Origin of the sequence: Lentzea xinjiangensis (genome assembly GCF_900110955.1) — a bacterium.
Classification (GTDB): Bacteria; Actinomycetota; Actinomycetes; order Mycobacteriales; family Pseudonocardiaceae; genus Lentzea; species Lentzea xinjiangensis.
The window spans coordinates 51,765-71,863 of sequence record NZ_FOFR01000014.1; the positions used below are offsets into that span (position 1 = coordinate 51,765).

At 71.5% G+C, this 20,099-nt stretch carries 18 protein-coding genes; 11 read left to right on the plus strand and 7 right to left on the minus strand.

What is annotated here, in order from left to right; translation table 11 throughout:
- Nucleotides 1–3: 3 nt before the first annotated feature.
- Genes BMW88_RS26770 through BMW88_RS26780 form a run of 3 tightly spaced genes read right to left on the minus strand, consistent with a single transcriptional unit; the run spans nucleotide 4 to nucleotide 3,880 of the window.
- Nucleotides 4–2,637, minus strand: coding sequence for an FtsX-like permease family protein (locus BMW88_RS26770; RefSeq protein WP_089955435.1), 2,634 nt, complete (start codon nucleotides 2,635–2,637; stop codon nucleotides 4–6).
- A complete protein-coding gene (locus BMW88_RS26775) occupies nucleotides 2,634–3,338 on the minus strand; it encodes an ABC transporter ATP-binding protein (RefSeq protein WP_089955436.1) in 705 nt (234 codons plus the stop codon). The genes BMW88_RS26770 and BMW88_RS26775 overlap by 4 nt, the downstream gene beginning before the upstream one ends.
- A complete protein-coding gene (locus tag BMW88_RS26780; RefSeq protein ID WP_089955439.1) occupies nucleotides 3,335–3,880 on the minus strand; it encodes a PadR family transcriptional regulator in 546 nt (181 codons plus the stop codon). Before BMW88_RS26780 ends, BMW88_RS26775 begins: the two co-directional genes overlap by 4 nt.
- Nucleotides 3,881–4,107: 227 nt before the next feature.
- Between BMW88_RS26780 and BMW88_RS26785 the strand changes: the two genes are divergently transcribed.
- A complete protein-coding gene (locus BMW88_RS26785) occupies nucleotides 4,108–4,647 on the plus strand; it encodes a GNAT family N-acetyltransferase (protein WP_177221353.1) in 540 nt (179 codons plus the stop codon).
- A 277-nt stretch (nucleotides 4,648–4,924) separates the two neighbouring features.
- Here BMW88_RS26785 and BMW88_RS26790 read toward each other — a convergent pair whose 3' ends face one another.
- The 4 genes from BMW88_RS26790 to BMW88_RS26805 all read right to left on the minus strand — a co-directional run bounded on the left by BMW88_RS26790 (nucleotide 4,925) and on the right by BMW88_RS26805 (nucleotide 10,162).
- Complete coding sequence (locus tag BMW88_RS26790; protein WP_089955444.1) at nucleotides 4,925–6,466, minus strand: glycerol-3-phosphate dehydrogenase/oxidase; 1,542 nt, start codon at nucleotides 6,464–6,466, stop codon at nucleotides 4,925–4,927.
- Nucleotides 6,459–7,925: a glycerol kinase GlpK gene (gene glpK, locus BMW88_RS26795; protein ID WP_089955445.1), complete on the minus strand. Its 1,467-nt coding sequence runs from the start codon at nucleotides 7,923–7,925 to the stop codon at nucleotides 6,459–6,461. Before glpK ends, BMW88_RS26790 begins: the two co-directional genes overlap by 8 nt.
- A gap of 67 nt (nucleotides 7,926–7,992) precedes the next feature.
- Nucleotides 7,993–8,748, minus strand: coding sequence for an IclR family transcriptional regulator (locus BMW88_RS26800; protein WP_089955720.1), 756 nt, complete (start codon nucleotides 8,746–8,748; stop codon nucleotides 7,993–7,995).
- Between the two features lie 49 nt (nucleotides 8,749–8,797).
- Complete coding sequence (locus tag BMW88_RS26805; RefSeq protein WP_089955723.1) at nucleotides 8,798–10,162, minus strand: bifunctional phosphatase PAP2/diacylglycerol kinase family protein; 1,365 nt, start codon at nucleotides 10,160–10,162, stop codon at nucleotides 8,798–8,800.
- A 115-nt stretch (nucleotides 10,163–10,277) separates the two neighbouring features.
- Between BMW88_RS26805 and pafA the strand changes: the two genes are divergently transcribed.
- The 10 genes from pafA (at nucleotide 10,278) to htpG (ending at nucleotide 19,995) form a co-directional block, all read left to right on the plus strand.
- A complete protein-coding gene (pafA, locus tag BMW88_RS26810; RefSeq protein ID WP_089955448.1) occupies nucleotides 10,278–11,636 on the plus strand; it encodes a Pup--protein ligase in 1,359 nt (452 codons plus the stop codon).
- 126 nt (nucleotides 11,637–11,762) lie between these two features.
- Complete coding sequence (locus BMW88_RS26815; protein WP_089955726.1) at nucleotides 11,763–12,761, plus strand: WD40/YVTN/BNR-like repeat-containing protein; 999 nt, start codon at nucleotides 11,763–11,765, stop codon at nucleotides 12,759–12,761.
- Between the two features lie 88 nt (nucleotides 12,762–12,849).
- Complete coding sequence (locus tag BMW88_RS26820; protein ID WP_342715242.1) at nucleotides 12,850–13,641, plus strand: alpha/beta fold hydrolase; 792 nt, start codon at nucleotides 12,850–12,852, stop codon at nucleotides 13,639–13,641.
- A gap of 62 nt (nucleotides 13,642–13,703) precedes the next feature.
- The gene (locus BMW88_RS26825) at nucleotides 13,704–14,669 is read left to right on the plus strand and encodes a helix-turn-helix transcriptional regulator (protein ID WP_089955451.1); all 966 of its coding nucleotides are present in this window, start codon (nucleotides 13,704–13,706) and stop codon (nucleotides 14,667–14,669) included.
- A complete protein-coding gene (locus tag BMW88_RS26830) occupies nucleotides 14,666–15,637 on the plus strand; it encodes a helix-turn-helix transcriptional regulator (RefSeq protein ID WP_089955453.1) in 972 nt (323 codons plus the stop codon). The genes BMW88_RS26825 and BMW88_RS26830 overlap by 4 nt, the downstream gene beginning before the upstream one ends.
- A gap of 18 nt (nucleotides 15,638–15,655) precedes the next feature.
- Nucleotides 15,656–15,928 (plus strand): bacteriophage holin, encoded by a 273-nt coding sequence (locus BMW88_RS26835; protein WP_177221355.1) that lies wholly within the window; start codon nucleotides 15,656–15,658, stop codon nucleotides 15,926–15,928.
- Nucleotides 15,921–16,229, plus strand: coding sequence for a Sec-independent protein translocase subunit TatA (gene tatA / locus BMW88_RS26840; RefSeq protein ID WP_089955455.1), 309 nt, complete (start codon nucleotides 15,921–15,923; stop codon nucleotides 16,227–16,229). The genes BMW88_RS26835 and tatA overlap by 8 nt, the downstream gene beginning before the upstream one ends.
- A gap of 112 nt (nucleotides 16,230–16,341) precedes the next feature.
- Nucleotides 16,342–17,250 (plus strand): twin-arginine translocase subunit TatC, encoded by a 909-nt coding sequence (tatC, locus tag BMW88_RS26845; RefSeq protein ID WP_089955728.1) that lies wholly within the window; start codon nucleotides 16,342–16,344, stop codon nucleotides 17,248–17,250.
- On the plus strand, nucleotides 17,247–18,107 hold the full coding sequence (locus BMW88_RS26850) for a diacylglycerol kinase family protein (protein WP_089955458.1): 861 nt from the start codon (nucleotides 17,247–17,249) through the stop codon (nucleotides 18,105–18,107). Before tatC ends, BMW88_RS26850 begins: the two co-directional genes overlap by 4 nt.
- 43 nt (nucleotides 18,108–18,150) lie before the next feature.
- On the plus strand, nucleotides 18,151–19,995 hold the full coding sequence (gene htpG, locus BMW88_RS26855; protein ID WP_089955460.1) for a molecular chaperone HtpG: 1,845 nt from the start codon (nucleotides 18,151–18,153) through the stop codon (nucleotides 19,993–19,995).
- Nucleotides 19,996–20,099 lie beyond the last annotated feature (104 nt).

The window sequence follows — 20,099 nt, forward strand, 5'->3', positions numbered from 1 at the left end:
AGCCTATTCGCGCCGCTCCACCGGGAGGCGGGAACGGGTGAAAAGGGCCGCGCCGAGCATCGCGACCGCCGGAACCACCAGCAGTGACGTCAGGACGTTGGGCCAGGGGATGGTCAGCGGGTTGAGGGGCTGCTGGGGCCAGCGGGAGGCGTAGCCGACGTTGAACGCGGCCAGCAGGGCCAGGGCCGAGCCAACGCCTGCCGTGGTGCCGAGGACGCCGCCGATGCCGGCGATCACGCCCGCTTGGCTCAGCGACAGGAGTTTGCGCAGGGCCGGGGTGGCGCCCACCGCGGCGAGGGTGGTGAGGTCGCGGCGGCCGTCGGCGGCCGCGAGGCCGGTGGCCAGTGCTGCCGCCGCCAGGGTGATGAGGCCGGCCACCAGGGCGAGGACGCCCAGGTAGCGCTGGGTCGCCGTCTCGGTCGGGCGGTCCACGTGGACCTCGTACTCGCCTCCCAGGGCCGCGGTCAGCGCGTCCTGTTCGGCTGTGGTGGGCATGCGGGTTGTCTTGGCGTACAGGGTGAAGCTCGTGACCGGGAAGCCCAGGGCGCGGGCGGTGTCCTCCGTCATCAGCGCCAGTGGGGCCGTGGCGGCCGGGACGGCGTGGGCGGGTGCGGTGGTCGTCGCGGACTGCATCCGGGTGGCGATCAGGGCTGTGCCGTTCTCCAGGCGGTCCGGGGTGTTGACGACGACCTTGCCCTCCCGCATGGCGGTCTGCGCCTGGGCCGCGTCGGCCGGGGAGAGGCGGAGGAGCGTGCCCACGGCGTCGGGGGTGGTGACGGCCAGGAAGCCGGTCGTGGTGGTGAAGGCGCCGAAGTAGCGGTGGGCCCGGCCTTCGCCGTCGCAGCGGCGGTCCTGGAGGGCGGCTCGTTCCTCGGCTTCGGTGGGTTCCCGGCGCAGGACGTCCAACGAGTACGGGCACTGGCGGGCCGCCGGTGGGCGGACGTGGGCCATGCAGGCGCGGCCGTCGCACGAGAGCAGCTTGATCTCGTGGAGCTCGGCTGTCGGCATGGTGTCGCGCACGGCCGTCGCCACCGAGGGCGGGATCGCGGTCGTGCCCGCCTTCGCGAGGTCGTCCCGGGGGTACACCGACACGTCGCCGATGCTGCCCGCGAGCTGGCCCGCGGCCTGTTCCGCCTGGGAGGTCAGCACGACGCTCACCGCGACCGCGCCGATCACCGCCGCCATCACGGCCGAGATGGCGGGGGCCGCCGCCGTGCGGTTGCGGGAGGCGTCGCGCAGGGCCATGCGCAGGGCCACCGGGAGCCGGCGGCCCGCGCGCGCCAGCAGGCCGAGCAGGGCCGGGGTGCACAGGACGAGGCCCACCTCCGTGACGATCAGGGCCACGAGGATGCCGACGACCTCCACCTGGAGCGCGCTGAAGGCGCCGATCGCCACACCGGCCGCGACGAGGGCCAGGCCGAGGACGAGCCAGCGCCGGCGGGAGCGGGTGATGCCCCTGCGGCCGGCCAGGGCCGTCACGACGTCCTGGCGGGCGGAGATCCACGCCGGCACCACCGCCGCGAGCACACCGGTGACGACGGCCAGCAACCCCAGCGCGGCCAGGGCTTCCGGGTAGAAGCGCTGGGCGCCGAAGCGTTCCTCGAGAGCCCACTCGATCACGGGGCGGCCGGCGACCGCGGCGAGCGTGCCGAGTGCCACGCCGCCGAGAGCCGCGACCGCGCCGAGCACCACGCCGTCGGCCAGGACGATGCGGCGCACGTGGGACGGGGCGCCGCCCACCGCGGCGACGAGGGCGAGGTCGCGCTTGCGGCGGCGGGCGCCGACGGCGAGCGCGGAACCGGCCAGCAGCGCCACCTCCAGGACCGCGAGGCCCGCGATGAGCACCAGGACCTCGGTGCGCAGCTCTTCGGACTCGCCGAGCTGGGTGTAGCGCTCGGCGGCGGACGGCGGGTCGCGCAGCACCGCGCGGGACAGGGCGACGACGCCGGACTTGTTGAGCTCCTTGACCTCCGCCCAGTTCAGCGGGGTGGTCACGAGCCAGATCCGGTCGGCGCCGGGGAACGCGCCCGGCACGGTGACGATCGTGGTGTTCTCCAGCGCGCCGGGCTCCTCGACGAGTCCGACGACGGTGAAGACCCGGCCGTCCTCGGTGGTGATCGTGCCGCCGATCCGCGCACCCGTGCGGTCCATCGCCGTGCGCGACAGAGCTACTTCGGTGGTGCCGGTGGCCGCGCGGCCCTCGAGGACGGTGACGATGCCCTGGGTCAGGGGGTTGGTCATGTCGACCATGCGCACGCCCGCACGCCCTACGCCCGCGGTCGTGCGGATGTTGACCCCGGTGCTCTCCAGCGGGATCAGCTCGGCGCCGGGCAGGAGGGCCCTCAGGCCGTCCTCGGACGGTTCCGGGCCCGTGCTCTCACCGTCCGGGACGGCGAAGAGCTGGTCGGGCTGCTGGATGACGGGGCCGCGGTGCGGCCACCTCACCATCGCCTCGCTCGCGCCCATGAGACGGGTGGCGTCCTCGTCGGGGGTCAGCTCGGTCGAGTCGTGAACCACCGCAGCGAACGTCAGCGCGGCGACGGGGATGAGGATCATGGCGACGACGAGGGCGGAGCGGCCGCGGGAGCGGCGGGCCTCGCGCCAGGCGATGCGCAGTGCTGCGCGCCATCCGTTCACGGCGTGCTCAGCAGTTCTTCTGGCTGGTCGCGCTCGGACACGTCGGCCACGACACCGTCGCGCAGGAAGACGACCCGGTCGGCCCAGGCGGCGTGCCGGGCGTCGTGCGTGACGAGGACGGCGGCGGCTCCATCGTCCACTTTGGACCTCAGCAGGCGCAGGACCGCCTCGCCGGTGCGGGAGTCGAGCGCGCCGGTCGGTTCGTCGGCGAGGACGAGGCGGCGCTCGCCGATCAGGGCGCGGGCGACGGCGACGCGTTGCTGCTGGCCGCCGGACATCTCGTCGGGGAACCGGTCCGCGTAGCCGTCGAGGCCCACCTCGGTCAGCGCCTCCTCGGCCTGCCGGCGCGAGCCGCGGACACCGTCGAGGTCGAGGGGGAGCGCCACGTTCTCGGCGGCGGTGAGGCTCGCGATCAGGTTGAGGTCCTGGAAGACGTACCCGATCCGCTTGCGGCGCCACGCCGCGAGCTGCTTGCGGGACAACGACTGCAGGCTGGTGCCGTCGACGAGCACCTGGCCCCGCGTCGGGCTGTCGAGGCCGCCAGCGAGGTTGAGCAACGTCGACTTGCCGGAGCCGGACGGGCCCATCACCGCGACGAGCTCACCGGCGCCGACGGTGAGCGAGATGCCGTCGAGGGCGGTGACCGAGGTCGCGCCGGTGCCGTGGACGCGGTGCACGTCGCGCACTTCGAGGACGGTCATCGCGGCACCTCGACATCCGCCGGGACGGGGACGGCCTGGGGTTCGTACCGGACGAGGCTCGCCTCGCAGTGGTCGAGCCAGCGCAGCTCGGCCTCGGCCTGGAAGATCATCGCGTCGAGCACGAGCAGCCACGGCAGGTCGCCCGGCTGCGCCTTGAGCCGCGTGTACTCCTGCAGCGTGCGCATCGTGGACGTGCGCTGCGTCATCACGACCTTGGCGACGTCGACGCCCGGCGTGGTGATCGCGAGGGCGAGTTTGATCGCCACCTCGTCGCGCGGCCGGTCGCCGCGCTGGACCGGGGTGGTGAACCACTTCTTCAGCTCGTCGCGGCCGTGCGCGGTGATCTCGTAGGGGCGCTGGCCCTCGTTCTCGGGCAGCGCGGCCACGAGGTCGTCGCGCTCCAGGCGCGCCAGCGTCGTGTAGACCTGCCCGATGTTCAACGGCCACGTGCCGCCGGTGGCCGAGTCGAACGCCGCCCGGAGCTGGTAGCCGTACATGGGCCCGCGCTCCAGCAGCGCGAGCAGACCGTGTTTGACCGACATACCTACTGAGTATGCATACCGAGTATGTTCCTGGCAAACGGTGATGCGGAAACCGGCGTGCGGGCCAGGCCGCCATCGGGAACCCTGGGAGGTGCCGGAGACGTCCGGCTCACTGCGGTTTGGGGGAAGACGTGGTCGACGCCGTGCGGGGTCGAGCAGGGGGACTGCGCTTGCTGGGGGCCGCCGGGCCCGTGGTCCGGGACGCACCGCCGGAGTCCGGTCGGCCGGTGGAGGTCAGGGACTACGAGACGGCGGACGAGCCGTCGTGGCTGCGCTGCCGCGCCCTGGGGTTGCTGGACACGAGCCACGGCGACGAGGCCCGGCAATTCAAGGTTCGCACCGACCTGGAGCTCGTCGCCGCCGGCGACAACGTGGTCATCGGCTTGCTGGACGTGGCCGTGCCCGGTGCCGAGGCCACCATCGACGTGGCGGTCGTGCACCCGGACCACCGGCGGCGCGGTATCGCGTCGGCCTTGCTCGGCCAAGCGCTGCAACGGCTGGAGCGATGCGGCGTGCACACGGTCGACGCGTGGGTTCGCGATGACGAACCGGCGTTGGCGTGGTTCGCGCGCCACGGGTTCGTGGAGGCCGAGCAGTACCTGCGAATCCACGCCTCCGCGGAGGAGGTGGGCACCGTGCTGAGCGTGAAGCACGGACTGGAGCCGGTGGCGGCGGTGCTGCACGCCAGGGTCGAGCGGGAGACCGAGATGCGGCACCGGTTCGAGCGCGTGCAGGTGTGCCGCCGGATGGTCCGCGTGCTCGCCTGAAGGCGTGCTGATGGGGCCGAGCTGCGGGGAGCCGGTCGGCGGGAGCCGGTCTGGGGTAGTCGGACCGGGGGGGAGCCGTGCTGCGGGGAGGCTGGACGTTGAGGAGGTTGGGCCGCGGCGGAGGCGCTGGGCCAAGGGGAAGCTGGCGTGTGGGGGCGCTGAGCCGTGGGGAAGGCGGGCCGTGGGGAAGGCGGGCCGTGGGGAAGCCGCTCGCTGCCGCGGCGCGTTCCACGCGGCACCCGAGCTCGTCGGGCACCTCGTGGAACGCGCGACCGCGTCAGGAGGCGAGCAGCTCCGACACCCGCGACCGGACCTCGGGGGAGTCGAGGCCGCGCACCATCACGGTGGTGCGGCGGCGCAGGACGTCGTCCACCTCGGACGCCCACTCGGTGCGGCGGGCGTGCTCGACCTGCGCCCAGATGTCCGGGCCGTCCGGGTGCACCCGCTCCAGCAGGGCCGGGTTCTCCAGGCCGAGTGCGACGACCTCGTGCGACGTCGTGCCGTAGTGCGTGGCCAGGTGGCGCACCACGTCGTCGGGCAGGGTGTCCCAGGCGTGGCCCAGCACGGAGCCCACGGTGTCGGGGGAGGCGGAGCCGGGCAGCGCGACGCCGTCGAGCGCGCCGTCGAAGGTGCGGCCGAGTTCGGAGTTCACGCGGGCGAGCACGGTGGCGCCGATCTTGCGGAACGTCGTCCACTTGCCGCCGGCCACGCTGATCATGCCGCCGGAGCCCGCGGTGATCACCGTCTCGCGCTTGGCGTGCGAGGTGTCGCCGGGGCCGCCGGGCAGGACCCGCAGGCCCGCGAACGTGTAGGCGATGCGGGAGCGGTCCAGGCCGGAGACCGCGACGCCCGCCTCGCCCAGGATCTGGTCCACGTCGGCGTCGGTGCAGGCGACCTGGGCGGGATCGCCCTCGTACGCCTCGTCGGTGGTGCCGAGCAGGAGGTGGCCCTCCCACGGGATCGCGAACGACACGCGCACGTCGTCCACCGGGATGGTCAGCGCGGCCTTCCACTCCGACGACGTCCGCAGCACCAGGTGCGAGCCCTTGGACAATCGGATGGAAGGTGCCGCCGAGGCGTCCTCCATCCGCCGCAGCACGTCGAGCCACGGGCCGGTCGCGTTCACGACGACCTTCGCGTCCACACCGAACTCGCCCGACGAGTCGCGCAGGTCGACGCCGGTGACCTTGGCGCCGGTCTTGCGCAGGCCCACGACCGAGATGTGGTTGAGCAGCACGGCACCGGCCTCGGCGGCGGCGCGTGCGGCGGTGATCGCCACGCGGCTGTCGTTCATCTGGTGGTCGTAGTACATCGCGGCACCGCGCAAACCGTCGGCGCGCAGGTCAGGCACCCACTCCACAGCCCTGCGCGCCGACAGCACCTTCCCGACGCCGTCGCCGAAGCCCGACAGCGCGGAGTACAGCGTCACGCCCGCCCCGAGCACGAAGCGCGAGTGCGGGCCCCCCTTGTAGACGGGGACGAGGAACGGCAGCGGGCGCACCAGGTGCGGGGCCAGGCGGTCGCCCAGCGCGCGCCGTTCCTTGTGGTTCTCGTGCACCATCGGCACGGCCGACGGGCCCATCGCGAGGTAGCGCAGGCCGCCGTGCACGAGCTTGGACGACGCGGACGAGGTGGCGCCCGCGAAGTCACCGCTCTCCACCAGCGCGACCCGCAGCCCCGAGCGCGCCGCGGCCCACGTGGTCGCGATGCCCAGGATGCCGCCACCGATCACGACGACGTCGAACTTGCCGTGCTGCAGCTCTTCGCGGGCGCGTGCCCGCTGGGAAAGGCCGGAAAGGCCAGGAGAAAGGTCAGTCATCGTCCTCGTCCATCCACCCGACGGTCCGCTCGACCGCCTTCTTCCACTTCCGGTAGCCCCTGTCGCGGGCGGCCGGTTCCATCGACGGCTCCCATTCGGCCGCCTTGTGCCAGTTCGCTTTCAGGGCTTCGGCCGACGGCCAGTAGCCCACCGCCAGTCCGGCCGCGTACGCCGCGCCGAGGCACGTCGTCTCGGCCACGATCGGGCGCACCACCGGCACGTCGAGCACGTCCGCCAGGAACTGCATGAGCAGGTTGTTCGCCGTCATGCCACCGTCGACCCGCAACGTCGTGAGGTCCACGCCGGAGTCGGCGTTCATCGCGTCCACGACCTCACGGGTCTGCCAGGCCGATGCCTCCAGCACGGCCCGTGCGAGGTGTCCGCGCGAGATGTAGCCAGTCAGGCCGGCGATCACGCCGCGGGCGTCGCTGCGCCAGTGCGGCGCGAAGAGGCCGGAGAACGCGGGCACGAAGTACGCGCCGCCGTTGTCGTCGACCGTGCGGGCCAGCGTCTCGATCTCGGCCGCCGACGAGATCAGCCCGACCTTGTCGCGGAACCACTGCACCAGCGCGCCCGTCACGGCGATCGCGCCCTCCAGCGCGTACGCGGCGGGCTCCTCGCCGATGCGGTAGGCGACGGTGGTCAGCAGCCCGTTGGCCGACCGCACCGGCTGGTCGCCGGTGTTGACCAGCAGGAACGCGCCGGTGCCGTAGGTGCACTTGCCCTCGCCCGGCGCGAAGCAGGTCTGCCCGAACAGCGCCGCCTGCTGGTCGCCCAGCGCCGACGCGACGGGCACGCCCTCGTGGGTGCCGTAGACCTCGGCGGAGGACCGGATCTCGGGCAGCACCGCCGGCGGTACGCCCATCGCGGCCACCAGCTCGGGGTCCCAGTCGAGGGTCTCCAGGTTCATCAGCATGGTGCGCGACGCGTTCGTCACGTCGGTGACGTGGCGGCCGGTGAGGTTCCAGATCAGCCAGGTGTCCATGGTGCCGAACAGGACCTCGCCGCGCTCCGCCCTGGCCCGCAGCCCGTCGACGTGGTCGAGCAGCCAGCGCAGCTTCGGGCCGGAGAAGTACGTCGCGGGCGGCAGCCCCGACCGCTCGCGGAACAGGTCCCCGTCGAGCTGCTTGATCAACGCGTCCGTGCGCATGTCCTGCCAGACGATCGCGTTGTGCACGGGCTCGCCGGTCTCGCGGTCCCAGACGACGGTGGTCTCGCGCTGGTTCGTGATGCCGAACGCGGCGATGTCGGCGTGGCTCAGGGACGCCTGGGCGAGGGCGTCGCGCACGACGGCCCGCACGTTCGCCCAGATCTCGGTCGCGTCGTGCTCCACCAGGCCCGGCCTGGGGAAGATCTGCCGGTGTTCGCGCTGGGCGACCGACACGATCCCGCCGGAGGCGTCGAACACGATGCACCGGGACGACGTCGTGCCCTGGTCGATCGCCGCGATGTAGGCCACCGTGCACACTCCTTCGTGCGAACCGTCCGACCCTGTCCATTCGACAATGTCGAACGCTTCAACACTACTACCAGGAGAGGCCGCCCAGCTCCCTCGAAACGCTGCGAGCTGCCTCACGTACGTAGGACACGAGTTCAAGCCGCGGCGGCCGGTCCGGCGACTCGCACAGCCGCTCGACCGGTCCGGAGATGCCCACCGCGCCCACCACAACGCCACGCCGGTCGCGGATCGGCGCCGCGACGGACGCCTCGCCCTCGACCAGTTCGTGCAGGTCGTAGGCCCAGTCGCGGTCGCGGACCTCGTCGACGGCGGCGGCCAGTGCCGCGGCGTCGAGCGTGTGCCGGGTGAACGCCCGCAGCTCGCCGTCGGGCCACTCGCCGAACGCGACCAGCACCTTGCCCAGCGCCGTCGCGTGCCACGGCAGCAGCGCGCCGGTCTCCAGGGCCTGCCTGCTGTTGTCCGGCCGGAACACGTGGTGCACGACGAGCACGTGCCTGCCGTGCATCACACCGATGCGCACGGCTTCGCGGGCACGCATCGCCAGCGAGTCCGACCAGTTCAGCGCCTTCGCGCGCAGCTCGTTGCCGTCGAGGTAGGAGGTGCCGATCTGGAACAGCGCGGCGCCCAGGCGGTACTTGCCGCCCTCCACCTCCTGCTCGACGAACCCGACCTCCTGCAACGTCCGCAGGATGCCGTGCACCGTCGGCTTCGCCAGGTCGAGCGCGCGGGCGATCTCACCGACGCTCAGCTGGTGCGCGCCGCCGTGCGCGAGCAGCTTCAGGACCTCCGCCGCGCGGTGGATCGACTGGATGGGTCCGGGCACGCACCCCATTCTACCTGCGCTCGTTCGACAATGTCGAACGACGGAAGGATCAGGGCCGGTAGATGCCCAGCGCCGCCGCCCGCGACCGGAAGGCGAAGTGCGTGCTCCTGCCGCGCACCTCCCCGTCCGTCGCGATCGAGATGGGCGCGCCGTGCACCTCGACGTTGAGCGAGGCGACCTCGAGGTGCTTGTACGTCCGCGAGCGCTCCAGCGCCCCGAAGAGGGCGCCTATGAAGAACCGGGTCCGCGAGAACGGCCTGTCGGCGCGCACGTACCGCACGTCGAGCAGCCCGTCGTCGAGCCGCGGGCGCATCGTCGGCGCGAACCCCTTCGGCCGGTACGGGCCGTTGCCCACGAACAGGAACCACACGAGCTGCCTGTCGCCGTCGATCGTCATGTGCAACGGCTTGGCGCGTTGCAGCACGCGGAACAGCGCGATCCCGGCCGCCGGCCACTTGCCCCAGCGCCTCTCCAGCTTCTCGCGGATCCGCACCATGTCCGGGTAGCCGCCCAGCGACGCCGTGTTCACGAACCACTGCTCGTTGACCTTGGCCAGGTCGACCCGCACGCCCACACCGTCCGCCACCGCCTGAGCTGTGTCGTGCAGCCCCGTGATGCCCACGTCGCGCGCGAAGTGGTTCAGCGTGCCGGAGGGGATGAGCACCATCGGCAGGTCGCGCTCCGCCGCGATGGCGGCCACGGCGGCCACCGTCCCGTCGCCACCGGCCACCCCCAGCGCCTTGGCGTCCGGCAGCGAGTCCAGTTCCTCGACCGAGGCGATCTGCGCCTTCGGCCACTCCTCGACGATCTGCGGCGTCGGGTCGGGGCCGAGCCCCGACTGCGGGTTCACGACCACGACCAGCCCGTCGCCGTCCTGCAACGACGTCAGGTCGGCGTGCTCGTAGGCCGAGGCGGGCTCGTGCATCCCGAGCGGCCACCACCGGCGCGTCAGGAGGGCCGCCCCGACGCCCACGGCCGCGCCGGCCGCCACGTCAGTCGGCCAGTGAACGCCCGTGTGGACGCGCGAATAGGCCACGGCGGCGGCGATCGGCGCCACCACCGCGCCCGCCTTGGGTGATTCCATGGCCACCGCCGTGGCGAAGGCGGCCGCCGACGCCGAGTGGCCGGAGGGGAACGACGACGACGTCGGGCGCTTGGCGAGCCGCCGCGGCACGGCGAGCAGGTCGGCGGCGGGCCGCCGCCGCGGGAAGAGCGACTTGCCGACCAGGTTCGCGCCGGCGGACGCCCCGGCGATGGCCGCGAGGCCGCGCAGGGCGCCCCGCCGGGACGGGCCCTTCGCCGTGGCCAGCACCGCCGCCACGACGAACCACAGCAGGCTGTGGTTGGCGGTTTTGGAAAGCCGCTTGAAACCCGTGTCGAGCCTGCTCGGAGGCAGTTCGGCCGAGGAGCTCATGAGCTTCTTGTCGAGAGCGCTGACGCGTTTCCACACGCCTCGACACTAAACCGCAACCGGCGTGCCGCCCGAACGGATCACCCACCTCCGCCGGGGAGTCGCCTACTGTTGGGGTATGCAGCGGCGGATCTTCGGCATTGAGACAGAGTTCGGGGTGACCTGCACCTTCCACGGGCAGCGGCGTCTCTCCCCGGACGAGGTCGCGCGGTACTTGTTCCGCCGGGTCGTCTCGTGGGGGCGTTCCTCGAACGTCTTCCTGCGCAACGGCTCTCGGCTCTACCTGGACGTCGGCTCTCACCCGGAGTACGCCACGGCCGAGTGCGACGACCTGGCCCAGCTCGTCACGCACGACAAGGCCGGCGAGCGGATCCTCGAAGACCTGCTCGTCGACGCCGAGCGCAGGCTGGCCGACGAGGGCATCGGCGGCGACATCTTCCTGTTCAAGAACAACACGGACTCGGCGGGCAACTCCTACGGCTGCCACGAGAACTACCTGGTCGCACGGGCCGGCGAGTTCTCCCGCATCGCGGACGTGCTGCTGCCGTTCCTGGTCACCCGCCAGCTCATCTGCGGAGCGGGCAAGGTCCTGCAGACCCCGCGCGGCGCCGTCTACTGCCTCTCGCAGCGCGCCGAGCACATCTGGGAGGGCGTGTCGTCCGCGACCACCCGGTCCCGGCCCATCATCAACACCCGCGACGAGCCGCACGCCGACGCCGAGCGCTACCGGCGCCTGCACGTCATCGTCGGCGACTCGAACATGTCCGAGGTCACCACGCTGCTCAAGGTCGGCAGCGCGAACCTCGTGCTCGAGATGATCGAGCAGGGCGTCCAGTTCCGCGACTTCTCCCTGGACAACCCGATCCGCGCCATCCGCGAGATCTCGCACGACCTCACCGGCCGCCGCACCGTCCGGCTGGCGGGCGGCAAGGAGGCCTCGGCGCTGGACATCCAGCGCGAGTACTACGAGAAGGCCGTCGAGCACGTGGCCAAGCGCTCGCCGGACCCGATGGCGCAGCGCGTCCTCGAGCTGTGGGGCCGCACGCTCGACGCCGTCGAGTCGCAGGACCTGTCGAAGATCGATCGCGAGATCGACTGGGCCATCAAGAACCGCCTCATGGAGCGGTACATGGCCAAGCACGACATGGACCTGTCCAACCCGCGCATCGCCCAGCTCGACCTCGCCTACCACGACATCCGGCGCGGCCGCGGCGTGTTCGACCTGCTGCAGCGCAAGGGCCAGGTCGAGCGCGTGACCGACGACGGCGAGATCGAGGCCGCCAAGGACACCCCGCCGCAGACCACGCGGGCGAAGCTGCGCGGTGACTTCATCGCCGCCGCGCAGGCCGCCGGTCGCGACTTCACCGTCGACTGGGTGCACCTGAAGCTGAACGACCAGGCGCAGCGCACGGTGCTGTGCAAGGACCCGTTCCGGGCCGTGGACGAGCGGGTCGAGAGGCTCATCTCGTCGCTGTAGGGGCTGCCGGACGCGGGCGGGCGGGACTCCGGTCCCGCCCGCCCGGTCGTCGGAGGCCACTGCCGCGGGCCGTGTCCGGCCGATCGGCGGGTGGGAACGGGTCACCGCTTCGACCAGAGTGTCGGCATGAGGATCGTCGCGGCGGTACTCGCCGCATTCCTGGTTCTCCCCGGAGTCGCCTCGGCGGACTCCTTCTGGGAGCTGAAACCGACCGGGTCCGACGCGCGCCTGCGCGGCCTGTCCGCCGTGTCCGGTCAGGTTGTGTGGGTCAGCGGCGCGCAGGGCACCGTCCTGCGCACGACGAACGCCGGCCGGACCTGGGAGTCCGTCGGGCCGCCCGGCGCCGGGGCGCTGGACTTCCGCGACATCGAGGCCTTCGACGCGCGCACCGCGGTGGCGCTGTCGATCGGCGAGGGCGAGTCGTCGCGGATCTACCGCACCTCCGACGGCGGGAAGACCTGGCAGGAGGCGTTCCGCAACACCGACCCGAAGGCGTTCTACGACTGCGTGGCGTTCTTCGACCCCTTCCGCGGGCTGGCGCTGAGCGACCCCGTCGACGGCAGGTTCCGCGTCCTGCGGACCTGGGACGGCGGCCGGTCGTGGCACGTCGACGACCCGAAGGGCATGCCGGACGCGCTGCCGGGCGAGTTCGCCTTCGCGGCGTCCGGGCAGTGCGTCACGACGAGCGGCAACCACGCGTGGATCGGGACCGGCGGCGGCGCGAAGGCACGGGTGCTCCAGTCGCGCGACGGCGGCCGGAGCTGGACGGCCTCCGAGGTGCCGCTGCCCAGCGGCGCGGCGGCCGGGGTGTTCGCGGTGGCGTTCAAGACGCCGTGGCGGGGCGTGGCGATCGGCGGCGACTACCTCAAGCCGACCGATCCGACGCCGGCGTTCGCGACCACCGACGGGCGCGGCTGGAAGGCCGGAGCGCGGGCGCCGGTCGGCTACCGGTCGGGCATCGCCTACCGGGGCAACGGGCTGGTGGCGGTCGGGCCGTCGGGCACGGACACCAGCGGGGACGGCAGGAGCTGGGAGGTGGCCGACACCGGCAGCTTCGACACCGTCGACTGCGCCGGCTCCACCTGCTGGGCGGCGGGGGAGAAGGGCCGCGTCGGCCGCACCTAGTTTTCGCCGCCGTCAGCCCGGGTAGTCATCCGGTGTGTTCGAGGGATTCTCGTTGCGTCGCATCGATGTCGGCGAGGCCGTGTTGCGGGTGAGGACCGGTGGAGCAGGGCCACCGGTCCTCCTGCTTCACGGCCACCCTCGGACCCATACGACGTGGCACCGCGTCGCGCCGTTGCTGGCGGACGACCACACGGTCGTATGCCCTGATCTACGTGGTTACGGCGAGTCCAGCAAACCTGGCGACTACTCGAAACGAGCCATGGCGCGCGACTTCGTGAACCTGATGCGCGAGCTCGGGCACGACCGGTTCGCCGTCGTCGGGCACGACCGCGGAGCGGCCGCGGCGATCCGGCTCGCCCTCGACCACCCGGGCCACGTCACGGCGCTCGCCGTCCTCGACGGGCTGCCGATCGGTGCGCACCTGCAGCGGTGCGACGCGACGTTCGCGCAGGCCTGGTACCACTGGTTCTTCCTGGCGCAGCAGGACCTCGCCGCCGCGATGATCAACCAGAACCCGGAGCAGTGGTACGGCGGCCGCTACCGCGACACCCCGCTCGCGATGGGCGTGGAGAACTGGGCCGACTACCAGCGCGCGATCCACGACCCGGAGACCGTGGTCGCGATGTGCGGCGACTACCGCGCCGGGCTGGAGGTCGACCGCGCCCACGACGACGAGGACCGCGCCAGGGGACACCGGATCACGTGCCCCGTGCTGGCGCTCTGGGCGGCCAAGGACGACCTCGGCGACCTGTACGAGGACCTGCCCGCCATCTGGGCCGAATGGGCCGACGACGTGCGCGTACGTTCCATCGACTGCGGGCACCACATGGCCGAGGAAGCACCCGTCGAGCTGGTGCGAGAACTGCGCTCCCTGCTCTGAACGGACCGTTGACGACAGGTGTTGGTGAGGTTCCAGCGCGCGCAAGCGTTAGGGTTTGTCCCGTGGCCATCGCACGCGCCGAACGCCTTGTCAACCTGGTGCTGTGCCTGCTGTCGACCCGTCAGTACCTGACAGCGGAGCGCATCCGCGCCATCGTCCCCGGCTATCACGAAGCGCCGACGGACGAGGCGTTCTTCCGCATGTTCGAACGGGACAAGTCCGAGCTGCGGGACCTCGGCGTGCCGCTGGAGACCGGCAGGCAGTCGAACGCGGAGGGCGCGGAGGACGGGTACCGCATCGCCCGGCGCGACTACGAGCTCGGCGACATCGACCTCGAGCCCGACGAGGCGGCCGCGGTGGCGCTGGCCGCCCGGCTCTGGGACTCGCCCCAGCTCACCGGCGCGGTGCACGGCGCGCTGATCAAGCTGCGGGCCGCCGGCGTGGACGTCGACCAGGACGCGCCGGCCACCGTCGAGCCCAAGGTCCGGGCGAACGAGCCCGCGTTCCCGCCGCTGCTGCAGGCCGTGCAGGCCGGGCAGGTGGTGACGTTCGGCTACCGCAAACCGCCGCCCGGCGGGCACAAGGACCGCACGGTCGAGCCGTGGGGCGTGGTCGCGTGGCGCGGCAGGTGGTACCTCGTCGGCTGGGACCGCGACCGCAACGACACCCGCTGCTTCCGGCTCTCGCGCGTCGTGGGCACCGTCAAGCCGGTCGGCAAGCCCGGCGTCGTGAAGGTGCCCGAGGGCACCGACCTGATGAGCCTCATCGCGCGCACGGAGGCCGACCCGCACCACACGGCGCCCGCGCGGATCTGGGTGGCCAAGGACCGCGCGCAGGGCGTGCGGCGGCACGCGAAGGTCATCGAGGAACGCGACGGCGGCGACGTCGTCGAGATCGACCTGAAGTTCCCCGACTCGGCGGCCAAGTGGCTCGCCGGGTTCGGGCCCGACGTCGTGGTGCTGGAGCCCGAGGTGCTGGCCAAGTCGGTCCGCGACCGCCTGCAGGGCGCACTGGAAGGAGCGCGGTGACCGCGTCGAACGAACGGCTGCCGCGGCTGCTCGCCCTCGTGCCGTACCTGCTCAACCGGCCGGCCATCACGATCAAGGAGGCCGCCGCCGACTTCGGCATCACGCCCAAGCAGCTGCGCAAGGACCTCGAGCTGCTGTGGATGTGCGGCCTGCCCGGCTACGGCCCCGGCGACCTCATCGACCTGTCGTTCGAGGGCGAGACGATCACCGTCTCGTTCGACGCCGGCATGAACCGGCCGCTGCGCCTGACCGCGGCCGAGGCGGCGTCGCTGCTGGTCGCGTTGCGGGCCCTGGCGGACACGCCGGGCGTGGTCGACACCGACGCCGTGCAGCGGGCGCTGGCCAAGATCGAGGCGGCGGTCGGCAAGGCGCAGCCCGCGGGCATGGTGGTCGGGCTCGGCGCGTTCGAACGCGAGGAGACCGCGGAGATCCGCGCCGCCGTGCAGGACGCCGTGAAACGCGAACGGGCCGTGCGGATCCGTTACTACTCGCAGTCGCACGACGCGATGAGCGACCGAGTGGTCGATCCGATGCGGCTGCTGCTCCTGGAAGGCCGCGGCTACCTCGAGGCGTGGTGCCGCTCGGCGCTCGGGGTGCGGTTGTTCCGGCTCGACCGGATCGACGCGGTGGAGGTGCTCGCCGAGCCCTCCTCGCCCCCGCCCCACGCCCAGCCGACCGACACATCGGAGGGGTTGTTCCGGCCGCGGGACGACCAGAAGATCGCGGTCCTCCTCCTCGAACCGGACGCGCACTGGGTCGCCGAGTACTACCCCGTCGACCACGCGGCGGAGCTCTCGGACGGTCGCACGCGTGTCCTCATGCGCTACGACGACTCGTCGTGGATGGTGCGCCTGCTCCTCGGGCTCGGCGGTGACGTGCACGTCGAGCAGCCGCCCGAGCTGGCCGCCGAGGTGGTGCGCCAAGCGCGCGAAGCATTGCGCCGGGCAGATCACCTGCTGTCCACCTAAGCCGTATAACGTGTGTTCGTGCCGTCTACACCGACCCTGGCGCTGAGCGCGTTCGGCCTGGTCGCGCTGGTCGCGATCTCGGTCCGAGTCGTCCGATCCTTGCGCCGATTCGCCAGCGCCCGCACTCTGGTGGGGGACAGGGTCGGCGACCGTGCTGGCCTGCTGAAGGCGCGCAGTGCCGCGCTGAAGGTGGCCATCGCCGGTCGGCGGTCTTCGGAACAGGCCCGCACCAGGGCAAACCCCGCGTACGATCGACGTCGCGGGGCAGACAGGAGGACCAGCAATGCCTAACCTCGGACCCACCGAGCTGATCATCATCGCCGTGGTGATCATCTTGCTGTTCGGTGCGAAGAAGCTTCCTGACATGGCCCGGTCGCTCGGCAGGTCGGCGAAGATCTTCAAGGCCGAGACCAAGGGCCTGCGCGACCAGGACGCGTCCGACGACGCGACCGTCCAGCAGCCCGCGCAGCCGCCGGTGCAGCAGCTCCCGCCGGCGCAGCCCCCGGTCCAGCAGCCCGTGCAGCCCGTGCAACAGCCGCAGGTCGCGCCGCCCATCGAGCAGACCGCGCAGAACAAGGCCGCCAACAGCTGACCTTCCGGTCGCAGACATGTAAGGGACGGTTGGCGAGGTGGCAGGTCCGTTCCGGTGGTTCGCCGAACGCCGGGAACGCGGCAAGCGCCGTCGGGGCAACGCCGACGGCACGATGTCGCTCAAAGAGCACTTGTACGAGCTGCGGCACCGGCTCGCCTTGGCGCTGCTGTTCGTCACCATCGGTGCCGTCTTCGGCTTCATCTGGTTCGGCGTGAGGTTGGGGCCGGTCCCGTCGCTGGGCGACATCATGACGGCTCCGTACTGTCAGCCGGACCTGGCGCCGTACCGCGTCCAGTTCCCCGGTGAGACGAGCTGCAAGCTGCTGCAGACCGAGCCGTTCGAGGCGTTCATGATCCGGCTGCAGGTCGGCACCGCGGCCGGTGCGGTGCTGCTCAGCCCGTTCTGGCTGTACCAGTTCTGGGCGTTCATCACGCCTGGCCTGTACGCCAAGGAACGCAACTTCGCGCGCAGCTTCGTGTTCTTCGCGGCGATCTTGTTCGCGGCCGGTGCGGTGCTCGCCTACCTGGTGGTGCCGGAAGGCCTGCAGGTGCTGATCAGTTTCGGTGGCGACGAGTTCATCACGGCGCTGACCGGTGGCAAGTACATCTCGTTCGTGATCACGATGTTGTTCATCTTCGGCGTCAGCTTCGAGTTGCCGCTGCTGGTCGTCATGCTCAACCGCGCGGGCGTGGTGTCGTACGAGAAGCTGCACAAGTGGCGTCGTGGCCTGCTGATGGGCCTGTTCGTGTTCGCGGCGATCGCGACGCCGGGCACGGACCCGCTCTCGATGGTCGTGCTGGCGGTCGCGTTGTCGCTGCTGTTCGAGATGGCGATCCAGATCGCCCGCGTCCACGACAAGCGCAAGGCCAAGCTGCGCGCCGCCGAGGGCTGGGACGCGCTCGACGACAACGAGCCGGCCCCGTTCGACTACACGCCGTCCGACGCCGACGGCGAGCTGCCCGGTGAGAAGGCCGTCGCTTCGGAGCAGCCGAAGCGCGTGAACTACGACGACGCCACGTGACGCGGGCCGCTCTGCTGGTCTGCCCCGCGTCGGGCAAGGGACGCGCGGCCAGGATGGCGGGGTCGACCGCCGCGGCGTTGCGCCCGCACGTCTCGTCGTTGACGCAGCTCGTGGCGCACGACGCCGAGGGTGCGTTGCGGATGGCGCGCGAGGCCGTCGCCGGCGGGATCGACCTGCTGGTCGTGCTCGGCGGCGACGGTGCGGCCCACCTGGGCGTCCAGGCCTGCGCCGGGACCTCCACGGCGCTGGGCGTCGTGCCGGCCGGCACCGGCAACGACCTGGCGGCCGCGATCGGGTCCGCCTCGGTCGACGACGTCGTGCACGGCTCCCGCAAGGCGCTGGACCTGGGGCGGTTGTCGACGGGGCAGTGGTTCGCGACGGTGCTGTGCGCCGGGTTCGACTCCGCGGTGAACGAGCGGGCCAACGCGATGCGCTGGCCCGCCGGCCCGCGCCGCTACGACCTGGCGATCCTGGCCGAGCTCGCGTCGCTGCGGTCGGCGCCGGTGGTGCTGGCGACCGAGTCGGAGACCTTCTCGCTGGACGCGACGCTGGTGGCGGTGGGGAACACGGCGAACTACGGCGGCGGCATCCCCGTGTGCCCGGAGGCGGACGCCGGCGACGGCCTGTTCGACGTCACCGTCGTGGAGCGCGCGAGCCGCGCCGTGCTGGTGCGGATGCTGCCGACCTTGCGCACGGGCGACCACACCGGGCACCCGGCCGTGCGGACGTTCCGCGCGCGTGAAGTGACGTTGTCCGGCGGCAACGGCTGGATCGCCTACGCCGACGGCGAGCGCCAGGAGGCCCTGCCCGTCTCAGTTCGGACGGTCCCAGGCGCTCTCACAGTCGTGGGTCGCTAAATTGTAGGGTTGTTCGGTTCGTTTCGGTTTTCGGTGGGGATTCATGGAAACGCTGGAGTTTCAGTCCGAGGCGCGTCAGCTGCTGCAGCTGATGATCCACTCGATCTACTCGAACAAGGACACGTTCCTGCGCGAGCTGGTCTCGAACGCCTCCGACGCGCTGGACAAGCTGCGGCTCGAGTCCTTCCGCGACAAGGACATGCAGGTCGACGTCGACGACCTGCACATCGTGATCGAGTCCGACCCGGCCGAGCGCACGCTGACGGTGCGCGACAACGGCATCGGCATGACGCGGGAAGACGTCGTGCGGCTGATCGGCACGATCGCGAAGTCCGGCACCGCGGAGTTCCTGCACAAGCTCAAGGAGCAGCAGTCGTCGTCGGCCTCCGACCTGATCGGCCAGTTCGGCATCGGCTTCTACTCGTCGTTCATGGTGGCCGACAAGGTCACGCTGGTGACGAAGTTCCCGCACGCGGAGAAGGGCGTCCGCTGGGAGTCGACCGGCGAGAGCACCTACACGATCGAGGACGTCGACGACGCGCCGCAGGGCACCTCGGTCACGCTGCACCTCAAGCCGTCCGACGACGAGGACAAGCTGCCGGACTACACCGAGCCGGCCAAGATCCGCGAGATCGTCAAGCGCTACTCGGACTTCATCACCTGGCCCGTGCGCCTGGGCGGCGAGGAGATCAACTCCCGCAAGGCGCTGTGGGCGCGCCCGGCCTCCGAGGTGACGGAGGAGGAGTACGCCGAGTTCTACCGCCACATCAGCCACGACTGGAACGCGCCGCTCGAGACCATCCGCATGCAGGCGGAGGGCACCTTCGAGTACCAGGCGCTGCTGTTCCTGCCCGCGCAGGCGCCGCTGGACCTGTTCATGCGCGACAGCAAGCGCGGCGTGCAGCTCTACGTGAAGCGCGTCTTCATCATGGAGGACTGCGCCGAGCTGATGCCGGAGTACCTGCGGTTCGTCAAGGGCGTCGTCGACGCCGCGGACCTCTCGCTGAACGTCTCGCGGGAGATCCTGCAGCAGGACCGCCAGATCCAGCTGATGCGCCGCCGCCTGGTGAAGAAGGTCCTGTCCTCGATCAAGGCGCTGCAGTCGTCGCGTGCCGACGACTACGCGAAGCTGTGGCGGGAGGTCGGCGCGGCCATCAAGGAGGGCCTGCTCTCCGACTTCGACAACCGCGACGCGATCCTGGAGATCTGCTCGTTCGCCTCGACGCACTCCGAGGACGCGCTGACGACGCTGGCCGACTACGTCTCGCGGATGAAGGAGGGCCAGGAGCACATCTACTACATGACCGGTGACTCCCGGTCCGCGGTGGAGCACTCGCCGCACATGGAGGCGTTGCGCGCCAAGGGCTTCGAGGTGCTCATCCTGACCGACCCGATCGACGAGATGTGGGTCGACTCGGTGCCGTCGTTCGACGGCAAGCCGTTCCAGTCCGTCGCCAAGGGCCAGGTGGACCTGGAGACCGACGAGGAGAAGTCGGCCAACGAGGCCAAGGCCGCCGAGTTCGCCGACCTGCTGACGTGGATGGGCGAGCAGCTCGCGGAGGACGTCAAGGAGGTCCGGCTCTCCTCGCGCCTGACGACCTCGCCCGCCTGCGTGGTCGGCGACGCCCACGACATCACCCCGACGCTGGAGAAGATGTACAAGGCGATGGGGCAGGAGCTGCCGAAGATCAAGCGGATCCTGGAGCTCAACCCGGCGCACCCGCTCGTGGAGGGGTTGCACAAGGCGTTCGCGGACGGTGAACGCGACTCGCTGGCCGGCACGGCCGAGCTCATCCACGGGCTGGCGCTGCTCGCGGAGGGCGGCGAGCTGGCCGACCCGTCCCGTTTCGTGAAGCTGGTGGCAGACCGGCTGCAGCGCACGTTCTGAGGAAACCGCAGGCAGGGGGCGGTGTCGTGAGGACACTGCCCTCTGTCGTTTCAGTGTCGGTCGAAGTTAATCTATCTCGGCGGCGGTTGTCGGTGCGATGTGAC